This is a genomic window from Halorubrum sp. SD683, assembly GCF_002135045.1.
In the GTDB taxonomy this organism is placed as follows: domain Archaea; phylum Halobacteriota; class Halobacteria; order Halobacteriales; family Haloferacaceae; genus Halorubrum; species Halorubrum ezzemoulense.
Genome location: NZ_NEWJ01000048.1, coordinates 1 through 20,449 on the forward strand (window position 1 = coordinate 1; position 20,449 = coordinate 20,449).

Genomic DNA, 20,449 nt, shown 5'->3' on the forward strand with positions numbered 1-20,449 from the left:
TCTTTCGCGAAGTAAAACGGCGAACAAACCAATTCTCAAATACGTTTAGTCACGCCGAACCGAGTACCGCCGAAAATTGGCTCCAAGCGTTCGCCTTCGCATGGAATCAGCTTATCTAAACACTACCCTTTCTGTGTGCCAGAATTTTTAAACTATGCGGGAACATTATCATCTGTATGTCTTCTCGCGGGTCAATACTCCTTGAGGAGATGGTATGGCCAGAAGTCGAATCGGCGCTCGAAAACGGAACACGGACCGCGATTGTCGCCGTCGGTTCAATCGAACAGCACGGCCCTCATCTCCCGTTGAACATGGACACATTGGACGGTGACGAACTCTCGCGGCGGATTGCGGAGAAACTAGGGGACGCGATTGCTGCGCCGACGATTCGGCCTGGATGCTCGGGGCATCATATGGAGTTCCCGGGAACAATCACTGTCCCGCCCGAGACATTGATGGATGTGATCCGGGCATATTGTCGGTCGCTCGATGAACACGGCTTCGAACACATCGTCCTTGTCCCGACCCACGGTGGGAACTTCGGCCCAGTCAAAACTGTCGCACCCGATGTCGGCCGAGAAATCGAGGCCACCGTGATTCCCCTCGCTGACCTTGACGAGCATATGCAGTTACTGAATGATGGCCTCAGTGAGGCAGGAATCGACTACCATCAAGATGTGATTCACGCCGGCGCAGCCGAGACAGCGGTGGTGTTGGCGGTAAATGAGGACTTGGTCAAGATGGAGAACATCGAGCCCGGCCCCGAAGGAAAGATCTCTACCGCTCGCCTTCTCAGCGAGGGGTTCAAAACAATCACCCAAAACGGTGTGCTTGGCGATCCGGCTGAAGCAACCGCTGAAGCTGGCGAAACTATCATTCAGAACGTGGTGGATACCTACGTTGATCACATCGAGAACGAACGTCGTTCTGTGTAGATACTCGTCACCACCGAAGTTGAACGATTAATGGGCAAGCGAATTCTACCGGCTGATTCAGGATATAGACGGAGAAAGTAACATTGTTCAGGTGCTGACTACATCCTCCGTATCTCGCACGCCGATCCTATCAATAATTAAGGATTTCAACGGAGCCGGCTATTTATCAACGCATGAATGAGGCCTCGGAGGCGTTCCCTACCGGTCCCTACGCTTTGACCTTCTCGCGGAACCGCTCGCGGACCTTCTCAACCTTCGGCTGCGCGTGCATCGTACAGTAGGCGTCGGCCGGGTTCTTCTCGAAGTAGTCCTGGTGTTTCTCCTCGGCGCGGTAGAACGTCTCCAGCGGTTCGACCTCGGTCACGACCTCGTCGTCGTAGCCGCCCTCCTCGTCGAGGGCCGCCACGTACTCCTCCGCGAGCCGCCGCTGCTCGTCGTCGTGAGAGAGCACGATCGAGCGGTACTGGCTCCCAACGTCCGGGCCCTGTCGGTTCAGCTGCGTCGGGTCGTGGACCGTGAAGAACACTTCGAGGATGTCCTCGTAGGAGAGGGCGTCGGCGTCGTACTCGACCTGGACGACCTCCGCGTGGCCGGTGTTGCCGGTACACACCTCGCGGTAGGTCGGGTCGTCCGCGTGGCCGCCGGCGTAGCCGGAGGTGGCGCTTTCGATCCCGTCGAGCTGCTTGAACGCCGCCTCGACGCACCAGAAGCAGCCGCCGCCGACCGTCGCGGTCTCGGTCTCTGTCATGGGATCCCGTTGGCGTCGCAGACGTATTAATGACCCGCGGCGTGCGGCGCGTGTGCCGGCTGGCGATCCACAGCTAACTCGAATCGCGGTCACGACGTGCCGGACCCCGTCCGAGGAATCAGCGAACCGAGGCACCAAGTTCTCCGAGCGGAGATGTCCCCCAGATGATCGAGTGGTTCGGTGGTGGCGAAAACGTTCTATCCATGCTCATCCCGCTGGTCGGGATCTGCGTCATCGTGGTTGCCGAACGAGTGACCGGGACCAACCGCGCCAAACGGTACGTCCTCCCGGCGTTCGTCCTCTGGTTCGGCCTCCGAGCCGTGATCGGACTCGAACAGGGACCGATCGTTTCGCTTCCCCGTCCGATCGGGCTCCTCCTCGCCGTCTCGCTTCTGGTCGGGTTCCTGTCGCTGCTGCTGTACTGGTTCTACGTCCTGTGGGCGGGACGGGACCCGATCGCCTCACGCGCGTGACCTCGTGCCCGGCGGTCGGGCTCCGACCGCCCCCGTCGCCGAACGCGTTCGCCCGGCAACCCTGCGGTCGAACGGTAGACCTTTGCCGTCGCCCGCTCCAGTCCCGGTATGGTCTCGCTGGGACTGGTGGTGGCGCGGTTCAACGACTCCGTCACGGAGCCGATGGCCGAGGCCGCCCGCGAGGCGGCGGCCGACCGCGACGCCGTCGTCGTCGACGAACTGAGCGTGCCGGGCGCGTACGACAGCCCGCTGGCCGCCGACCGCCTCGCGCGCCGCGAGGACGTCGACGCGGTCGCGGTCGTCGGCGCCATCGTCACCGGCGACACCGACCACGACCGGGTCATCGCGACCGCGACCGCCGAGAAGCTCACCGACGTGAGCCTCGACCGGGACACGCCGGTCACCTTCGGCGTGAGCGGCCCCGGGATGTCCGGCGCGGAGGCGCGCGAGCGGATCGACAAGGGCGCGGACGCGGCCGCGGCGGCGATCGACCTCGCCGAGGAACTCGACTGACACCCACGAGCCGACTACACACGACACATGAGCGACGCATACGACTTCTCGGAGCGGATCGGACGCGTAGAGCCCAGCGCGACGCTGGCGATATCGAACCTCGCGGCGGAGAAGGAGGCCGAAGGAGCCGACATCGTCGACCTCTCGGTCGGCGAGCCCGACTTCGACACCCCGGAGAACGTCGTCGAAGCGGGCAAGGACGCGCTCGACGCGGGCCACACGGGATACACCTCCTCGAACGGCGTGCCCGAACTCAAGGAGGCGATCGCGGCGAAGCTCCGCGGCACCGCGATCGACGCCGACGCGGACGAGGTGATCGTCACCCCCGGCGGCAAGCAGGCGCTGTACGAGACGTTCCAGACGCTGATCGACGAGGGCGACGAGGTCGTGCTCCTCGACCCCGCGTGGGTCTCCTACGAGGCGATGGCGAAGCTCGCCGGCGGCGACCTCTCCCGGGTCGACCTCGCGCCGCACGGCTTCCAGCTGGAGCCCGCGCTCGACGAGCTCGCCGAGACGGTCTCCGACGACACCGAACTCCTCGTCGTCAACTCCCCGTCCAATCCCACCGGCGCGGTGTTCTCCGAGGCCGCGATGGAGGGCGTTCGCGACCTCGCCGTCGAGCACGATGTCGCGGTCATCTCCGACGAGATATACGAGCGCATCGTCTACGACGCCGAGCACGTCTCGCTCGCGAGCCTCGACGGGATGGCCGACCGCACGGTGACGATCAACGGCTTCTCGAAGGCGTACTCGATGACCGGCTGGCGGCTCGGCTACCTCCACGCCACCGACGAGTTCGTCGGCGAGGCGGGCAAGCTCCACTCCCACTCCGTCTCCTGCGCGACGAACTTCGTCCAGCGCGCCGGGATCGAGGCCTTAGAGAACACCGAGGCGGCGGTTGAGGAGATGCGCGACGCCTTCGCCGACCGCCGCGACCTCCTCGTCGACCTGTTCGACGAGCACGGCGTCGACGTCGACGTCGGCGACGGCGCGTTCTACATGATGATCCCCGTCGACGACGACGATCAGGCGTGGTGCGAGGCGGCGATCGAGGAGGCCGCGGTCGCCTGCGTCCCCGGGAGCGCGTTCAACGCCCCGGGCTACGCGCGCATCTCCTACGCCGCGAGCGAAGAGCGCCTACGCGAGGCGGTCGACCGCCTCGTCTCGAACGACCTGCTGTAGCGGGGGACGGTCTCCGGACCGGCGCGTCGCGGCCGGCGCACCGCCACGCTCTCGGGAGCCCTCCCGGTCGACGCATCGCCTCGCTTTTCGTCAGTGCGTCGTCGCTGAATTCTCCAGCTGAGCGGCCGCATCCCCCAGTAGCGCGAATCTGCGGTGCGTTTTTACCGCTGCTCCGCGAAGTTTCAACTCGGTGGTACGATGTACGACAACATACTGTTCCCGACGGACGGAAGCGCCGGCTCGGAAGCGGCGGCGGCACACGTGAGCGAACTCGCGTCGGCGTTCGACGCGACGGTCCACGTGGTCCACGTCGTCGACACCCGCGAGGGCGGCCTCGGCGTGAGCGGGGCGTTCGTCCACGAAGACAGCCAGGCGATGAGCGGGGTCTCGCCGGAGACGGGCTACATCGGCAGACACGAGGACGTCGACGCCGACGAGGTCGAGGCCGAGCTCACCGCTCACGCGAGAGAGCTCGTCGGGGCCGCGGCGGAGTCACCGGACGACATCGACATGACGACGGCCGTCGAGATGGGGACCCCTCACTCGGCGATCCTCCAGTACGCCGACGACCACGACGCCGACCTCATCGTGATGGGGACCCACGGCCGCACCGGCGTCGAGCGCTACCTGCTGGGGAGCGTCACAGAGAAGGTCGTGCGGCTGGCGGACGCGCCCGTCGTGACGGTCCGGGCGGACGAATCGGACGGCGAGTGACGGTCGCTCCGTCACCGCAGCACATTTTCCCGGCGCCCCGCAACGGGACCGCATGGACGAGGCCGAGCGAGAGGCGATACTCGACCGGGTCACCAGCCAGAGCGCGACGGTCGGCGCGTCGGTCCCGGACGAGGTCACCATCGACGGCACCGCGGTCGACCTCTCCGAGTTCATCGTGGAGACGCGCGCCGTCGACACGGTCCCGCCGGAGGTCGAGCGCAAGGTGTCGTCGGTGAAGTCGACGCTCCGCGCCGAGCGCGAGCGTCGGATGGCCCGACTGCGAGGCGAAGGCGCCGAAACCAACGCGGGCGACACCCCCGATGACCCCCCGCTCGACCGTGAGACCGCCGAACGGCTCGCGGACGAGGTCGTCGGGATCGACCGGGCGCTGAACGCATTGGAGACGATCCGCCACCCTGACTTCGCCGACGCGCACCGCTCCGCGACGCTGGACGGCCACGAGCGCTGGCTCGCCTTCGTCGACGAGGTCCGGTGATCGCGGGCCTCGGCGGGCGTCCGATGCGACGTTCCGAAACCCTTACTCCCGGTCCGGGACACCTGCTCGTATGAGCGATACGTCCGAGTCGACGGATGACGCGGGGGAGTCCCCCGACGGGGGCGACGACGCCGCGGCCGCCGTCGACGCCGAGGAGGTCCGTCACGTCGCCGACCTGGCGCGCGTCCGGCTCGCCGACGATGAGGTCGACGAGTTCGCGGCGCAGTTCGGCGACATCTTAGAGTACTTCGAGGCGCTCGACGAGGTCCCCGAGACCGAACGCGAGGAGGACCTCGTCAACGTGATGCGCCCCGACGAGGTCCGCGACGGCCTCTCGCAGGAGGAGGCGCTCGCGAACGCCGAGGAGACGGAAGACGGCTTCTTCGTCGGCCCGAAGGTGTCGTAGATGGCGGCCCACATCAACGCCTTCGTGACGGAGGAGCGGATCGAGGGCGACGCGGACGGTCCCCTCGCGGACGCGACCGTGGCGGTGAAGGACAATATCTCCACCGAGGGGGTCCGGACGACCTGCGGCTCGGAGATGCTCGCCGACTACGTCCCGCCCTACTCCGCGACCGTGGTCGACCGGCTGACCGACGCGGGCGCGACGGTCGTCGGGAAGACGAACATGGACGAGTTCGGGATGGGGACGACGACCGAGACCTCGGCGTTCGGCCCCACCCGGAACCCGGTCGACACCGACCGCGTCCCGGGCGGCTCCTCGGGCGGCTCCGCGGCCGCGGTCGCGGCGGGCGAGGCGGACATCGCGCTCGGCTCCGACACCGGCGGCTCGGTGCGCTGTCCGGCCGCGTTCTGCGGCGTCGTCGGGATCAAGCCGACGTACGGGCTCGTCTCCCGGTACGGGCTCATCGCGTACGCGAACTCGCTCGAACAGATCGGGCCGATCGCGGGCACCGTCGAGGAGGCCGCCGCAGCGCTCGATGTCATCGCCGGCGACGACCCCCACGACGGGACGACCCGCGACCTGCGCGAGGTCGAGGGCGCGGACCCGGACGCGAGCTACGCCGCGGCCGCGGACGGCGACGTGGCGGGGCTGACGATCGGCGTCCCCACGGAGCTGTTCGAGGGCGCCGACGAGCGCGTCGTCGAGACGGTCGAGGCCGCGATCGCGGACCTCGAAGCGCAGGGCGCGGAGACGACCGACATCTCCCTGCCGTCCGTCGAGCACGCGGTCCAGGCGTACTACGTGATCGCGATGGCGGAGGCGTCCTCGAACCTCGCGCGCTTCGACGGGGTCCGGTACGGCCACCGGAGCGGCGCCGACGGCAACTGGAACGAGTCGTTCGCGGAGACGCGCGAGGAGGGGTTCGGGGCGGAGGTCAAGCGCCGGATCCTCCTCGGCACGTACGCGCTCTCGGCCGGGTATCACGACAAGTACTACGAGAAGGCGCAGGACGCCCGCGCGTGGGTCCGGCAGGACTTCGAGGCGGCGTTCGACGAGGTAGATGTCATCGCCTCGCCGACCATGCCGGTCCTCCCCTTCGAACTAGGCGAGAGCCTCGACGACCCGCTGCGGATGTACCTCGCCGACGCGAACACGACGCCGGCCAACCTCGCGAATCTCCCAGCGATCTCGGTCCCCGCCGGCGAGGCCGACGGGCTCCCGGTCGGGCTCCAGCTCGTCGGGCCGAAGTTCGGCGAGGAGACCATCGTCCGCGCCGCGAGCGCGGTTGAAGACAGATGAGCCTCACGGACGAGGAGCGGGACCGACTGGCGGACGTGGTCCGCCTCCAGCCGACGAAGAACGGCGAGCTCCAGGACGCCTGGGAGATGGAGAGCGGCAGCGAGGTCCACGGCTACCTCGAGAACCACCTGAAGGAGTACTACTACCGCGACGACGACAGCCTGATCCGCGCGACGGCGGAGGCGAACGACCTCGTCGACGTCGAGCCCGGGGTCGAGCCCGACGCGGTCGCGCGCGGCGCGGTCCCGGAGACGATCCGCGTCTCCGAGCTGGAGTCGCGGGTCACCGAGGTGCTCGCCGGACCGGACGAGCGCTCGCAGTCCGTCGTGAGCGTGCTCAACGCGCTCAGCGAGGCGTTCGACGCCGATCCCGAGGTGGACGCGGTGCGGCGGGCGCTCCGCAGTCTGGAGCGCAAGAACGTCGTCGAGGTGGTTTACCGCACCGTGCCGACGTTCCGGCTGGCGGTCGCGCGCGACGAGATCACGGTCGAGGTCGAGGAGTAGGCGCCCGTCGGCCGACCGAGTGCCGATACGATTTTGTACCGGCACGGAAACCGTCCTCCCAATGAGCGACGCCGCCACTCCCCGCGAGCGGTTTCGCCGCAACGCGAGCAGCATCGCCGCGACGGTGGTCACCGGCACGTGGCTCGGCGCCCTCCTGGCCGGGTTCGACTGGTGGCTCGGGTTCATGCTGTTCGGGTACATCGTGATCATTCCGGTCGTCTCGATGTTGTTCGACGAGGAAGCGGAGGACTCGCTCGCCGTCGAGCCCGAGGCCGAGTCGACCCCCGTCGAACGCGGAGAGACGGCGGAGCGCGGCGAGGCGGCCGGCGACACCACGGACGCTCTCGAACGCCTGCGGACCCGGTACGCGAACGGTGACCTCACCGACGAGCAGTTCGAGCGGAAGCTCGATCGCCTGCTGGAGACCGAGACGCCGGAGGACGCCGCCGAGTGGGCGGAGCGGAACCGCGCCGCGGCTCCGGAACGCGAAGCCGAGCGGGAGCGGTGACGCGGGGCGCCGCGCCGCTCCGACGCGACCGGCGCGACCGAACCTCAAGCTTCAATGCGCGCGGCCGACTCGACCGCGTATGAGCGACCACGAACTGCGGAAGGAGGCGCACGACCTCGACGTGACCGTCTGGGTCGGGAAGAGCGGCGTCGACGCGGTCGTCGACGAGCTTGCCGACCAGCTCGACGACCGGAAGCTGGTGAAGGTGAAGTTCCTTCGGGCGGCCCGCGGCGGCACGTCGACCGACGAACTCGCCGACGAGCTCGCCGAGGCGGTCGGCGCCGATCTGATCGAGACGCGCGGCAACACGGCGGTGCTCCACTGATGGGCGCCCCCGCGGGCGCGTCCGGAGTCGTCGCGGTCGCGGGGACGCTGGAGCCGTACCTCGGTCCGCTGGCCGACATCGTCGTCGACGCCGCGATCTTCCTCGCCGTCGTCACCGCGACGTACGTCCTGTACAAGGCGGCCGTCAAGCCGCTCGTCCGCCGGGTGTTCGACCGACAGGGGCTCGACGAGCACGCCCGGCGCCCGCTCCAGAAGATCGTGGCGTTCCTCGTCCTGTTCGCCGGCGTCACGGTCGCGTTCGGCGCGGCGGGCTACCAGGGGTTCCTGCGCTCGCTCGCGACGATCGCGGCGGCGGCGACGCTCGCGATCGGCTTCGCGCTTCAGGACGTGATCAAGAACTTCGTCGCGGGCGTGTTCATCTACACGGACAAGCCGTTCCGCATCGGCGACTGGATCGAGTGGAACGGCAACTCGGGGGTCGTCGAGGACATCTCTTTCCGGGTCACCCGCGTGCGCACCTTCGACAACGAACTGCTTACGGTGCCGAACCACGCGCTGACGAGCGACGTGGTGAAGAACCCGGTCGCGAAGAAGACACTGCGGCTGAAGTTCGTCTTCGGGATCGACTACGAGGACGACGTGGAGAAGGCGACGGACATCATCGTCGAGGAGGCCGAGAGGAGCGACGCGATCCTCGAAGACCCCGCGCCGTCGGTCCGGCTGACCGAACTGGCCGACTCGTACGTCGGCCTCCAGTCGCGGATCTGGATCGACGACCCCTCGCGGGCGGACTTCGTGAAGGCGCGCGCCGACTACGTGAAGGCCGTCAAGGCGCGCTTCGACGAGGCGGGCATCTCGATCCCGTTCCCCCAGCGCACCGTCTCGGGACGCAACGAGTGGACGGATCCCTCGTCGTTCGGCGGAGACGATTGAAGCGGCGGCCGCGGCGGAGAACTCCCGCTCGGTGGAGCGGCGTCACCCGGCAGGGCGGCGCCTCGAACCGTCTGGCGGCGTCTTCCCCGTCGCTGGCGCGCTGAGTACGCCCGAACACCGATAGTAACGAACTTCAAGGTCGGGTCTCTGGGTTGGTCCATGTACGTGGTCGTCATCGGGGCCGGCGAGGTCGGGACGAGCATCGCCGCGAGTCTCGCGTCGGACCACGAGGTCGTCGTCGTCGACGTCGATCCGGACCGGGCGGAACAGCTCAAGTACGAGCTCGACGTGCTCACCATCGCCGGGGACGGGACGTCCTCTGAGATCCAGTCGGCCGCCGACGTCGACCGCGCGGACATGGTCATCGCGTGTACCGACGACGACCAGACGAACCTCGTCGCGTGCGGGGCCGCGAAGACGCTCGGCGACGGGTTCACCATCGCCCGCGTGAAAAGCACCGAGTTCCTCCGCACCTGGCAGGGCAGCGAGGGCGCGTTCGGCGTCGACTTCATGGTGTGTACGGACCTGTTGACCGCGGAGAACATCGTCCGCGTCATCGGGCTCCCGGCGGCGATCGACGTCGACCCGTTCGCCGGCGGGCTCGTCCAGATGGCGGAGTTCGAGATCGGCGAGGGGAGCCCCGTCGCTGGACAGACCGTCTCGGAGGCCGACCGGTTCGAGTCGCTCACCTTCGTCGGGCTGTTCCGCGACGGCGAGATGACGATCCCCCGCGGCGACACGGACATCGTCGTCGGCGACCGCGCGGTGGTGGTCGGAAGCCCCGAGAGCGTTCAGTCGTTCGCGACCGACATCGCGCCCGAGGCGACGCCGGACGACGCCGACGAGATCGTCGTCGTCGGCGGCAGCGAGATCGGGTATCAGACCGCCCGGCTGCTGGAGGAGCGGGACTTCACGCCGCGGCTGATCGAGCGCGACGCCGACCGCGCGCGGTGGCTCGCCGAGAACCTCCCGGACACCGTCGTGATGGAACACGACCCCACCGACACCGAGTTCCTCTCCCGCGAACACGTCGACGAGGCCGATATCGTCGTCACGGCGCTCGGCTCCGACGAGAAGAACCTGCTCATCTCCGTGCTCGCCAAGCGCCTCGGCGTCGACCGCGTGATCGCCGTCGTCGACAGCCCCGACTACGTCACCGTCTTCGAGGAGATCGGCATCGACATCGCGATCAATCCCCGGACGGTCACCGCCGAGGAGATCACCCGGTTCACCTACGAGAGCGTCGCGGAGAACATCGCGGTGTTGGAAAACGACCAGGCGGAGGTCCTCGAACTCGAACTCACCGAGGGGTGCGGGCTCACGGGACGACCGATATCGGGCATCGTCGCGGAGAGCGACGCGCGGTTCGTTATCGGCGCGATCACGCGCAACCACCAGCTGGTCACCCCGCGCGGGGACACCGTACTTCAGGCCGGTGACCACGTGATACTCCTCGTGGAGTCCGACTCGGTCGGACAGATCGCCTCGATGGCGTGACCGCCTCCACGTGAGTACCACGATCCGCGTCGGCTGGCGGGCGAGCGTGGGACTCACCGGCGACGTCCTCGCCGCCCTCCCGGTTCCGCTCGCGTTTCCGCTGCTGATAGCCCTCTACTACGGCGAGTCGCCCGTGCCGTTCCTCGCGGCGATCGCTGTCTCGCTCGCGATCGGTGCGGCGTTCCGGTCGGTACGGGACCCCGAGGGAGACCTCGGCCCGCGGGAGGCGTTCCTCGCGGTGGCGCTGATCTGGTTCCTCGTCGCCGCCGTCGGCGCGATCCCCTTCGTCGTCGCGGGCGTCGGCACGGTCGCGCACCCGGTGAACGCGCTGTTCGAGTCGATGAGCGGACTCACCACGACGGGCGCGACGGTGCTGCGCGACTTCTCGCTCCACTCGCGGTCCGTCATGATGTGGCGGCAGGTGATCCAATGGCTCGGCGGCCTCGGAATCCTGATCCTGGCGACCGCGGTGCTCTCCGAGATCGGCGTCGGCGGGGCACAGCTGATGGAGTCGGAGTCACAGACGCAAGACGTCAACAAGCTCACGCCGAAGATATCGCGGACCGCACAGCTTATCTGGGGGATCTACTTCGGGCTCACCGGCCTCGCGATCGCGGTGTACTTCCTGCTCGGGCTCGCCGTCGACCCGCGGATGGACCTGTACAACGCGGTCGCGCACGCGTTCACGTCCGTCGCGACCGCCGGCTTCTCGCCGGAGCCGCTCTCGGTCGGCGCGTTCCACCCGCTGATCCAGTGGGCGGTCGTCCCGTTCATGGTGATCGGCTCGACCAGTTTCGTCCTCATCTACTTCGCCATCAACGGCGAGCCGATGCGCCTGCTGCGAAACGAGGAGTTTCACTTCTACCTCGGCGCGATGGCGACGTTCGCGTCGATCGTCGGGGGCGCGCTGTTCCTCGATCCGAGCGTCACCTTCGGCGCCGAGGCGACGATCCGCCACGCAGTGTTCAACGTCGCGTCCATCGTGACGACGACCGGGTACGCCAGCACCGACTACGTGCTGTGGGCGCCCGCTGCGAAGCACATGCTGTTCATGGGGATGTTCGTCGGCGGGATGGTCGGGTCGACCACCTGCTCGATCAAGTCGCTGCGGTGGCTGGTCGCGCTGAAGTCGTTCCGCCGGGACCTCTTCACCGCGATCCACCCGGAGTCCGTTCGCCCGGTCCGGATATCGGGGGAGCCGGTCGACGAGGGCGCGATCCGCGACATCTACGCGTACCTCCTCTTGAGCATCGTGATCTTCTTCCTGCTCGCCGTGGTCATCGTCGTCGACGCCGAGCGGGCGAACCTGCGCGTGACCGAGTTCGAGGCGCTCGGGGCCGCGGCGACCACGTTCCTCAATATCGGCCCGGCGTTCGGCGACGCGGGCCCGTACGGGACGTTCGCGACGTTCCCGCTGAGTACGCGGGCCGTGATGATCGTCCTGATGTGGATCGGCCGGATCGAGATCATCCCGGTCCTCGTGTTGTTCACGAAGGAGTTCTGGACCTCCTGAGTCAAGGCGGCTCTCCCGCCGTCCCCCCTTCGACAGTTTAATACAGCGAACGGGCGACCGCCATACCGTTCGAGTATCATGTCTTGGGGCGTCAACTGGAAGGCGAGTGTCGGGCTTCTCGGCGTCGGCATCAAGTACCTCGCCGTCACGCTGCTTGTTCCTCTGGTGGTGGCGCTCGCGTACGGCGAAGACATCTGGGTATTTCTGGTCTCCATGGCGCTCGTCGCGGGCGTCGGGTTCGCGGTCGAGCGGGTCGACCCCGACCCGGACCTCGGCCCTCGCGAGGCGCTGCTTTTCGTCTCGCTCGCGTGGCTCGCGGCGGCAGTTATCGGTACGGTTCCGTACCTCCTCGCCGGCTACGGCACCGCGTCGACCGTCGGGCTCCAGACCGGCTCGGTCGGCGCGCTAACGGGGTCGGTCGTCAACGCCCTGTTCGAATCGATGAGCGGGTTCACCACCACGGGCGCGACCGTCCTCGGCGAGATCAGTACCGACCAGCACTCCCACGCGCTCCTCATGTGGCGGCAGCTCACGCAGTGGCTGGGCGGGATGGGGATCATCGTCCTGATGATCGCCATCCTCCCGGAGGTCGCGGTCAACGGCGCACAGCTGATGGACTCGGAGGCGCCCGGCCCTGAACTCCAGAAGCTCACCCCGAAGATCGCGGAGACGGCGCGCGCGCTCTGGCTGATCTACTTCGGCTTCACGGTGTTGCTCGCGGCCCTCCTGTACGTGCTCCATCTCGTCGGGATGGCGCCGAACATGAACCTCTACAACGCCGTCGCGCACGGGTTCTCCACCCTCCCGACCGGGGGGTTCTCGCCGCAGGCCGAGAGCATCGGATACTTCTCGGCGGCCGTCCAGTGGGTCGTGATCCCGTTCATGGTCGTCGCCGGGGTCAATTTCGCGCTGTTCTGGCATGTGCTTCGCGGCGAGGTCGACACGCTGCTGGAGAACGCGGAGTTCCGGACGTACGCCGGTGCGCTCGCCGTTGTCACCGCCCTGCTCGCCGTCCTCCTGTTCCGCGGCGCCGCGCCGGTCTTGGAAATCGGGGGCGCCACGGAGAGCGTCACGGAGAACGCCCTCCGGCAGGCGGCGTTCCAGATCGGCTCGCTGCTGAACTCCACCGGGTTCGCCACCTCGGACTTCGCGCAGTGGGACACGCACGCGCAGGTGTTGCTGCTGTTCACGATGTTCATCGGCGGCTCTGCCGGCTCGACGGGCGGCGGGATCAAGATCGTCCGGTGGCTGATCGTCGCGAAGGCGATCCGCCGCGAGCTGTTCACGTCGGCACACCCAGACGTCGTCCAGCCCGTCCGGCTCAGCGGGAGCGTCGTCGACGAGGACGCGATCCGTGGCATCATGGCGTTCACGCTCCTTTATTTGGTGTTGCTCGCCGTCTCGGCGGTGTTTATCGCGCTGGACGCCGCGCGAGTCGGCACGCAGCTCACCGCGCTGGAGTCGTTCAGCGCCTCGCTCGCCACGATCGGGAACATCGGCCCGGGGTTCGGCCGGCTCGGGCCGTTCGGGAGCTACCTCCTTTTCCCGGACACGTCGAAGCTGCTGATGGTGTTCCTGATGTGGATCGGCCGGCTGGAGATCGTCCCGGTGCTCGCGGTGTTCATCTCCGGGGTCGACGGACGGTAGGGCGCCCTCTCGACCCGGTGGCGAGAGCGTATCTTCATAACCGACGGGGAGAGTGGTGTTCGTATGACGAGTCCCGACGACGCCGGTGGCCAAGACCTGCTCGCTCACGTGCTCCTCCCCGTCGCGAACGAGGACGACGCGCTGGCGACGGCGCGGGCGCTCGAACCGTACGAGACCGGGCGCGTGACCGCGCTCCACGTCGTCGAAAAAGGGGGAGGAGTCCCGGACAAGACGCCCGTCGAGCAGTCGGAGGCGCTCGCGGCCGAGTCGTACGCCGCGGTCCGAACGGTGTTCCCCGACGCCGACGAACACACCGCGTACGCTCGGGACGTGGCCGAAGCGATCTTCGACGCCGCCGTCGAGACGGACGCGAGCGCGATCGCCTACCGGTCGCGCGGCGGGAACCGGCTCGTACAGCTCCTCTCGGGCGACATATCGACCGAACTCGTGACCGACGCACCGGTCCCGGTGGTCGCGCTCCCCCGCGCCGAGGCGGACGAATGAGTCGTCGTCGCCCGCGTGCTCTCGGGCGGCCCGAGCGGTGAGAGGGATCCGATCGATGACGCCGAGCGACGACGGCCCGGCGGTCATGGTCGCGCTCTCGAACCCGCGGACGGAGGGCGCGCTCGTCGCGCTCGCCGGCGCCCTGGCCGAGCATAGGGGCGGCCGCCTGCTCGCGGTCCACGTCGTCACCGTCCCGGACCAGACGTCGCTGGAGACGGCCGCCGCGAACCGGGAGCGGCTCGACCGGTCCTCCGCGGACCTGCTCGCCGCGGCCGTCGACGACGCCGCGGCGTTCGACGCGCCGGTCGAGACGAAGACGGTCCTCTCGCACCGCGGGATAGAGGAGGTGTTCGACGCCGCGCGGACGAACGACGCGGACGCCGTCGTGATGGGCTACGGCGGGGCGCGGTTCGCCGGCGGGCGCGCCGAGGGGTCCCTGGACGAGCTTGCCCGCGACCTCCCCTGTGACTTCCTCGTCTTGGACGGGCAGCGGCTCGACGCCGGGGAGGTCCTCGTGTCGACCGCGGGGGGTCCGTCCTCGGACCTCTCCGCCGAGGTCGCGCTGGCGCTCCGGGACGTCAGCGGCGCGGAGGTGTCGCTGCTCCACGTCGTCGACGAGGGCGAGGCGGCGTCGGGCCGCGAGTTCCTCACCGACTGGGCTGACGGGCACGGACTCGGGGACGTCGACCTGCGGGTCGAGACGGCCGACATCGGGGCGACGATCGAGCGGATCGGCGAGGGGTACGACCTCGTGGTTGTCGGCGCCACGGAGCGTGGGCTCCTCTCGCGCGTCGTCCGCGGGTCGCTCGCGTCCGCGGCGATTCAGCGGCTCGACACGTCGGTGCTGCTCGCCGAACGCCCCTCCTCGCGCTCGCTTCGGGAGCGGCTGATCGGCGGGCGCTGAGGCGCCCCCGCTTCGGACCGCCGCCGCTTTCCAAAATATAATGAATATTTATACGCGACCGGCGGGTAACGGGCGGTATGTACGACGACGAGGAGCTCTCCCAGATCCGCGAGGCGAAGGCGTCGTGGGAGGCGGAAACGCTCGACCCGACGCTCGACCGCCACGGGGAGCGGAGCGAGCGGTTCGCGACCGTGTCGAACCGCGAGGTCGACCGCCTCTACACGCCCGACGACGTCGCCGACCTCGACTACGAGGAGGACCTCGGCTTCCCGGGCGAGCCGCCGTACACCCGCGGGGTCTACCCGACGATGTACCGCGGTCGCACGTGGACCATGCGACAGTTCGCGGGCTTCGGGACCGCCGAAGAGACCAACGAGCGGTTCCACTACCTGATCGACGAGGGCCAGACCGGGCTCTCGACCGCGTTCGACATGCCCTCGCTGATGGGGATCGACTCCGACGACAAGATGTCGCTCGGCGAGGTGGGCAAGGAGGGCGTCGCGGTCGACACGCTCCGCGACATGGAGGTGCTGTTCGACGGCATCGACCTCGCGGAGGTGTCCACCTCGTTTACTATCAACCCGAGCGCACCGGTGATCTACGCGATGTACGTCGCGCTCGCCGACCAGCGCGGAGTCCCGCGCGAGAAGCTCCGGGGGACCCTCCAGAACGACATGCTCAAAGAGTTCATCGCGCAGAAGGAGTGGGTGGTCCCGCCGGCGCCGTCGCTCGAGCTGGTGACGGACACGATCGAGTTCGCCGTCGCGGAGACGCCGAAGTTCAAACCCATCTCGGTGTCGGGGTACCACATCCGCGAGGCGGGCTCGACCGCGGTTCAGGAGCTCGCCTTCACCCTCGCCGACGGCTTCGCCTACGTCGAGGCGTGCCTCGACCGCGGGCTCGACGTCGACGAGTTCGCCCCTCAGCTCTCCTTCTTCTTCAACTCGCACAACTCCCTCTTCGAGGAGGTCGCGAAGTTCCGCGCGGCGCGCCGGATCTACGCGACGGTGATGGATGAGTGGTACGGCGCCGAGGCCGAGGCGTCGAAACAGCTGAAGTTCCACACCCAGACCGCCGGGCAGTCGCTGACGGCCCAACAGCCGCTCAACAACGTCGCGCGCGTCACGATCCAGGCGCTCGCGGGCGTGCTGGGCGGCACGCAGAGCCTCCACACCAACTCCTTCGACGAGGCGCTCGCGCTCCCCTCCGAGCAGGCGGTCCGCGTCGCGCTCCGGACCCAGCAGATCATCGCCGAGGAGTCCGGCGCGGCCGACATCGTCGACCCGCTCGGGGGCTCGTTCGCGGTCGAGTCGCTCACCGACGAGACGGAGGCGGCAGCGATGGAGTACATCGAGGAGATCAAAGAGATGGGCGACGGCTCCGTACGCGACGGCGTCCTCCGGGGGATCGAGCAGGGGTACTTCCACCGCGAGATCCAGGAGTCGGCCTACGAGTACCAGGAGCGCGTCGACGAGGGTGACGAGACGGTCGTCGGCGTCAACGCCTACGAGATCGACGAGGACACGCGGCCGGACCTGCTGAAGGTCGACGAGACCACCCGCGAGCGACAGCTCGATCGGCTCGAATCGGTGAAGGCCGAACGCGACGACGACGCGGTCGAGAGCGCGCTCGACGACCTCCGCGACGCCGTCGAGGCCGGGGAGAACGCCATGCCCGAGATCGTCGCGGCGGTGAAGGCGTACGCGACGATGGGCGAGATCATGGCGGTGTTCGAGGAGGAACACGGCACGTACCGCGAGCGGATCGGCGTCGCCTGACGCGAAAAACCGAGGGAGTCGGACCGACTGCGCTGCGCCGTCCCGACCGGTCGCTCGCTACGCCGTCTCGACCGGTCGCGCGGACTCCGCGCACCACGCGTTGCCCCGGCGGCCCGCCCGCCTGAGGTCGAGTTCGACGACCGAGCCGGCGTCGAGCGCGGACAGCTCGGCCTCCACGTCGGGGTCGTCGTACTCGACGACGTACAGCGTCCCGTTGCGCGGGTACTTGCGGAGCGTGATCGCCCCGTGGTCGTTGCACGCGTCGACGACAGTGTACTTGCCAGTGCGGTCCATCCCGTCCCAAGCTACGCCGTGGTTTATGTTAACAGTTGTGCGTGTGGACGCGCCGACCGCACGCGACGGCCGCGAACGGTCCACTTTAATCGGCGCGTCGCCTCGCTCGCGTATGACGGAGACGGAGATCCCCGAGGACCACCCGCGGTACGCGTCGCTCGTGACGCGCCACCGGATCGAGGCGGGCGTCGAGCAAGGGATCACCTCGAAGCAGGGGCTGATCGCACAGGGGCGCGGCGAGGCGTTCGACTACCTCCTCGGCGAGCGCACGCTCCCGAGCGCCGACGCGGCCGCGCGCGCCGCTGCCGCGACGCTCCTGCTCGCGGAGCGGCCCGTGATCTCGGTGAACGGGAACGTCGCGGCGCTCGCGCCGGCGGAGACGGTCGACCTCGCGGAGGCGGTCGACGCGGACTTGGAGGTGAACCTGTTCAACCACACCGACGAGCGCGTCCGGCGGATCGCTGACCACCTCCGGGAGCACGGCGCCGACGAGGTGAAGGGGCTCGCCGGCGACGGCGAGATCCCCGGGCTCGACCACGCCCGCGGCGTCGTCGACGCCGACGGGATCGAGGCGGCCGACGCCGTCGTGGTCCCGCTGGAGGACGGCGACCGCGCCGCCGCGCTCGACGCGATGGGAAAGACGGAGATCGTGATCGATCTCAATCCGGGAAGCCGCTCGCCGCAGACCGCCGACGTGCCGATAATCGACAACCTGCTGCGCGCGGTGCCGAACGTCGCCGCCCACGCGCGCGACCTCGCGGACGCGACGCCAGCCGAACTGGAGCGGATCGCCGACGAGTTCGACGCGGACGCGGCCCTCGACGCCGCCGAGGCGGCGATCCGCGAGGGGTCGTTCGCCGACGGGGACGGGGCGTAGTCCGGGCACAACCCTCGCCGGAAGGCAAAAGCCTCCGCCGCTCCTAACGGGAGCATGGAACTCGACGAGACGGACCGGGCGATCCTGCGGATCCTCCAGGAGGACGCGCGGACCCCGTTCTCGGAGGTCGCACGCCGGATCGACATGTCTAGCGCCACCGTCCACGACCGGGTCAGCCGCCTCGAAGAGGCGGGCGTCATCCGCGGGTATCACGCCGACATCGACCCGAAGGCGGTCGGTCACGGCGTCGGCGCCTTCGTCGGCCTGCGAGTCGAACAGGGCCGCGAGGAGGACGCGCTCGAACGGCTCCGGGGAATCGACGGCGTGCGCGAGATACACCTCACCACCGGCGAGTGGGACGTCATCCTCCGCGTCGTCGCGGCCGACACCGACCGGCTCCGGGAGCTGATGTTCGAGCGGATCGCGGAGACCGAGGGATTCTCGCGCTCGCAGACGATGGTGATCCTCGGCACCGACTACAAGCAGCCCGGACCGCCGTTATAACTCGACCCGGGGCGGGGACAGTCGTCGGGACCGCTCGGTCGTGTCGGCCCCCGGTCGCTCGTTCGCGCCCGCCTCCGGCCGTCCGGGACCGGAACGCTCAACTCGGGACCTCTCCGAACGATGACCATGAGCACAGCTGTCGCGGACGGGCTCGACCTGTCCCCGGAGCGCGCGTGGGCGGCAGTCGTCGGGGGGGTCACGGCGCTTTTGGCGATCGGGTCGGTCGTCTTCCCGCGCGTCGTCTACGACCGGTTCCTCTGGCGCTACTTCTGGGGACCGGTGGTCGCGGACGGCGAGGGTGCGCAGTGCGCCGTCCGCGAGGCGGGCGGCACCACGGAGCTGCTCGGCAGCAGCGCGGCGTGTCAGGCGGCGCGGAGCGCCGGCGAGGTCGTCGCCGCTCCGGGGTACACCACCCTCTCGACGGTGAGCTACGTCGTGATCCTGTTGGCGATGCTGGTCGGCGTCGTCTTCCTCCTCCGCCGGCTCGACATCGCGACGGAGCTCCGGTTCTTCTACGCGCTGTTCCCGTTCATGCTGTTCGGCGGGGCGATGCGGACGGTCGAGGACGCGGGGGTCGCGGCGACCGCCGCCGGCGCCGAGCCGCTGATCCCGTTCCCGGCGAGCGCGGTGTTGATCAGCCCGTTCATCTACTTCACCGTGTTCCTGTTCACGCTGGCGTGCGTCCTCGCGGCGTACGGGCTCGAACGGCGCGGCGCCGTCGACGACTACGCGCGCCCGCTGTTCGGGTCGGGCGCCGCGGGGCTCGCGCTCGCGGTCGGCTACCTCGCGTACCTCGCGGCCACGACCGGCTACGTCACGTTCTACCCGCAGGTGCTCGTCCCGACGCTCGCCGTTGCGACCGCCGCGACCGCGGGCACGTGGGCGCTCGCGACGCGCCAGATTCCGACGATTCGACAGGGGACCGGCGCGGCGGGGGTCGTGATCATCTGGGGACACGCGGTCGACGGCGTCGCGAACGTAATCGGGCTCAACTGGATGCCCGCACTGACCGGCACCGCGAACCTCGTCCCGAAACACGTCGTCAACGCGCTCATCGTCGATTGGACCGGGCGGCTGCTCCCCGATTCGATCCTCGCCGTCACCGGCGACGCGTGGCCGTTCCTCCTCGTGAAGTTGGCGGCCGCGACGTTCGTCGTCTGGGTGTTCAACGGCGAGATGAAGGCGGAGTCGCCGCGCTACACGCTGCTGTTGTTGATTACCGTGCTGGCCGTCGGACTGGGCCCCGGGACGCGGGACATGCTGCGCGCGACGTTCGGGGTTTAAATGGCGGGCGGTTAATCCCCGTAGTTCAGGACGCTCGCAGATCCGCTCGTTTATCCCGAGATCGGATTACTGGCAGTCGGAAACCGAATTTGACACAATGAACGGGCACGTCAGAATTATGCTTCTCGGAAGTCTCGGTCTGATTATTAGCGTCCCCATTTGGTATACGATTATATCCTCCGAGGAATTTTCACCGGACGTTTTCTTGAATCCGAGCCTGCTATTCTGGCTGATATTCGGGTTTGTCGTTTTCCTGTTCGGGTATTACAACACCGATGTAGAGTAATTCGGGTCCACTCACGAGGCGATCGTTCCCGAAGGCTCACTCGCTCATTTATAGATGGCTAACCGCGGATCAGTGGCGGACTCCTCCAACGCCCCGCCCGCACAGCAACCGCGCCTCACGCCTCCCCAGCCTCGTCACCGGACGACGTCCGGTTGTAAGCGAGAGCGGGGCTCTCGCCCTGTCGGTGGTCCTCCGCTTCGCTCCGGACCACCGACTCCCTCGCACGTGCTGTCTCGCGGCCGCCGGGGGCGGCCGCTCGCAGGCACGCGCCACCGCACCGCATGTTTATGAATGAATCTCGGGACCATTCGTCTTTAGCTAAGCGAAGAACCGCATGACAGCAGCGGCTTATCGAGGCTCATTTTT

23 protein-coding genes and 1 pseudogene are annotated in these 20,449 nt (G+C 68.3%); 22 read left to right on the forward strand and 2 right to left on the reverse strand.

Annotated features, from left to right (window positions below; all coding sequences use genetic code 11):
• Positions 1–119, forward strand: a pseudogene (locus tag B9G49_RS11550) (IS6 family transposase); the annotation flags it as partial.
• Positions 120–176: 57 nt separating this feature from the next.
• A complete protein-coding gene (locus B9G49_RS11555; protein WP_086216466.1) occupies positions 177–935 on the forward strand; it encodes a creatininase family protein in 759 nt (252 codons plus the stop codon).
• Positions 936–1,143: 208 nt separating this feature from the next.
• Here the strand turns inward: B9G49_RS11555 and msrA are convergent, their stop codons facing one another.
• A complete protein-coding gene (gene msrA, locus B9G49_RS11560; protein WP_086216467.1) occupies positions 1,144–1,683 on the reverse strand; it encodes a peptide-methionine (S)-S-oxide reductase MsrA in 540 nt (179 codons plus the stop codon).
• A gap of 164 nt (positions 1,684–1,847) precedes the next feature.
• On the opposite strand from msrA, the gene B9G49_RS11565 reads away from it, so the two are divergent.
• The 17 genes from B9G49_RS11565 to B9G49_RS11645 all read left to right on the forward strand — a co-directional run bounded on the left by B9G49_RS11565 (position 1,848) and on the right by B9G49_RS11645 (position 16,838).
• Positions 1,848–2,156, forward strand: coding sequence for a hypothetical protein (locus B9G49_RS11565; RefSeq protein ID WP_086216468.1), 309 nt, complete (start codon positions 1,848–1,850; stop codon positions 2,154–2,156).
• A gap of 108 nt (positions 2,157–2,264) precedes the next feature.
• Positions 2,265–2,669 carry a 6,7-dimethyl-8-ribityllumazine synthase gene (gene ribH, locus B9G49_RS11570; protein WP_049930063.1) on the forward strand — a complete coding sequence of 135 codons (405 nt, stop codon included), beginning with the start codon at positions 2,265–2,267 and terminating at the stop codon, positions 2,667–2,669.
• A gap of 27 nt (positions 2,670–2,696) precedes the next feature.
• Positions 2,697–3,851 carry a pyridoxal phosphate-dependent aminotransferase gene (locus B9G49_RS11575; protein ID WP_086216469.1) on the forward strand — a complete coding sequence of 385 codons (1,155 nt, stop codon included), beginning with the start codon at positions 2,697–2,699 and terminating at the stop codon, positions 3,849–3,851.
• A gap of 198 nt (positions 3,852–4,049) precedes the next feature.
• A complete protein-coding gene (locus B9G49_RS11580; RefSeq protein WP_049930059.1) occupies positions 4,050–4,565 on the forward strand; it encodes a universal stress protein in 516 nt (171 codons plus the stop codon).
• A 52-nt stretch (positions 4,566–4,617) separates the two neighbouring features.
• The gene (locus B9G49_RS11585; RefSeq protein ID WP_049930057.1) at positions 4,618–5,061 is read left to right on the forward strand and encodes a DUF5788 family protein; all 444 of its coding nucleotides are present in this window, start codon (positions 4,618–4,620) and stop codon (positions 5,059–5,061) included.
• A 70-nt stretch (positions 5,062–5,131) separates the two neighbouring features.
• Entirely contained in the window at positions 5,132–5,467 is a 336-nt protein-coding gene (gene gatC / locus B9G49_RS11590) for an Asp-tRNA(Asn)/Glu-tRNA(Gln) amidotransferase subunit GatC (RefSeq protein ID WP_086216470.1), read from the forward strand.
• Positions 5,468–6,766 carry an Asp-tRNA(Asn)/Glu-tRNA(Gln) amidotransferase subunit GatA gene (gene gatA, locus B9G49_RS11595; RefSeq protein ID WP_086216471.1) on the forward strand — a complete coding sequence of 433 codons (1,299 nt, stop codon included), beginning with the start codon at positions 5,468–5,470 and terminating at the stop codon, positions 6,764–6,766. It abuts the gene before it with no gap.
• The gene (locus B9G49_RS11600) at positions 6,763–7,269 is read left to right on the forward strand and encodes a DUF5797 family protein (RefSeq protein ID WP_086216472.1); all 507 of its coding nucleotides are present in this window, start codon (positions 6,763–6,765) and stop codon (positions 7,267–7,269) included. The genes gatA and B9G49_RS11600 overlap by 4 nt, the downstream gene beginning before the upstream one ends.
• 61 nt (positions 7,270–7,330) lie before the next feature.
• Positions 7,331–7,777, forward strand: coding sequence for an SHOCT domain-containing protein (locus B9G49_RS11605; RefSeq protein ID WP_086216473.1), 447 nt, complete (start codon positions 7,331–7,333; stop codon positions 7,775–7,777).
• 79 nt (positions 7,778–7,856) lie between these two features.
• On the forward strand, positions 7,857–8,102 hold the full coding sequence (locus B9G49_RS11610; RefSeq protein ID WP_049930052.1) for a YhbY family RNA-binding protein: 246 nt from the start codon (positions 7,857–7,859) through the stop codon (positions 8,100–8,102).
• Complete coding sequence (locus B9G49_RS11615; protein WP_049930051.1) at positions 8,102–8,995, forward strand: mechanosensitive ion channel family protein; 894 nt, start codon at positions 8,102–8,104, stop codon at positions 8,993–8,995. The genes B9G49_RS11610 and B9G49_RS11615 overlap by 1 nt, the downstream gene beginning before the upstream one ends.
• A 159-nt stretch (positions 8,996–9,154) precedes the next feature.
• A complete protein-coding gene (gene trkA, locus B9G49_RS11620) occupies positions 9,155–10,492 on the forward strand; it encodes a Trk system potassium transporter TrkA (protein ID WP_086216474.1) in 1,338 nt (445 codons plus the stop codon).
• A gap of 10 nt (positions 10,493–10,502) precedes the next feature.
• Positions 10,503–12,005: a TrkH family potassium uptake protein gene (locus tag B9G49_RS11625; RefSeq protein WP_086216475.1), complete on the forward strand. Its 1,503-nt coding sequence runs from the start codon at positions 10,503–10,505 to the stop codon at positions 12,003–12,005.
• Positions 12,006–12,083: 78 nt separating this feature from the next.
• Positions 12,084–13,652, forward strand: a complete 1,569-nt coding sequence (locus tag B9G49_RS11630; protein WP_086216476.1) for a TrkH family potassium uptake protein — start codon at positions 12,084–12,086, stop codon at positions 13,650–13,652.
• 63 nt (positions 13,653–13,715) lie between these two features.
• Positions 13,716–14,156 carry a universal stress protein gene (locus tag B9G49_RS11635; RefSeq protein WP_086216477.1) on the forward strand — a complete coding sequence of 147 codons (441 nt, stop codon included), beginning with the start codon at positions 13,716–13,718 and terminating at the stop codon, positions 14,154–14,156.
• 55 nt (positions 14,157–14,211) lie between these two features.
• Entirely contained in the window at positions 14,212–15,060 is an 849-nt protein-coding gene (locus tag B9G49_RS11640) for a universal stress protein (protein WP_086216478.1), read from the forward strand.
• Between the two features lie 77 nt (positions 15,061–15,137).
• On the forward strand, positions 15,138–16,838 hold the full coding sequence (locus tag B9G49_RS11645; RefSeq protein ID WP_086216479.1) for a methylmalonyl-CoA mutase: 1,701 nt from the start codon (positions 15,138–15,140) through the stop codon (positions 16,836–16,838).
• Between the two features lie 57 nt (positions 16,839–16,895).
• Here B9G49_RS11645 and B9G49_RS11650 read toward each other — a convergent pair whose 3' ends face one another.
• On the reverse strand, positions 16,896–17,132 hold the full coding sequence (locus B9G49_RS11650; protein WP_086216480.1) for a hypothetical protein: 237 nt from the start codon (positions 17,130–17,132) through the stop codon (positions 16,896–16,898).
• 112 nt (positions 17,133–17,244) lie between these two features.
• Between B9G49_RS11650 and B9G49_RS11655 the strand changes: the two genes are divergently transcribed.
• From B9G49_RS11655 to B9G49_RS11665, 3 genes are all read left to right on the forward strand, one after another.
• Positions 17,245–18,009, forward strand: a complete 765-nt coding sequence (locus tag B9G49_RS11655) for a phosphopantothenate/pantothenate synthetase (RefSeq protein WP_086216481.1) — start codon at positions 17,245–17,247, stop codon at positions 18,007–18,009.
• A 54-nt stretch (positions 18,010–18,063) separates the two neighbouring features.
• Complete coding sequence (locus B9G49_RS11660; RefSeq protein WP_086216482.1) at positions 18,064–18,513, forward strand: Lrp/AsnC family transcriptional regulator; 450 nt, start codon at positions 18,064–18,066, stop codon at positions 18,511–18,513.
• A 126-nt stretch (positions 18,514–18,639) separates the two neighbouring features.
• Positions 18,640–19,797, forward strand: coding sequence for a DUF63 family protein (locus tag B9G49_RS11665; RefSeq protein WP_086216483.1), 1,158 nt, complete (start codon positions 18,640–18,642; stop codon positions 19,795–19,797).
• Positions 19,798–20,449 lie beyond the last annotated feature (652 nt).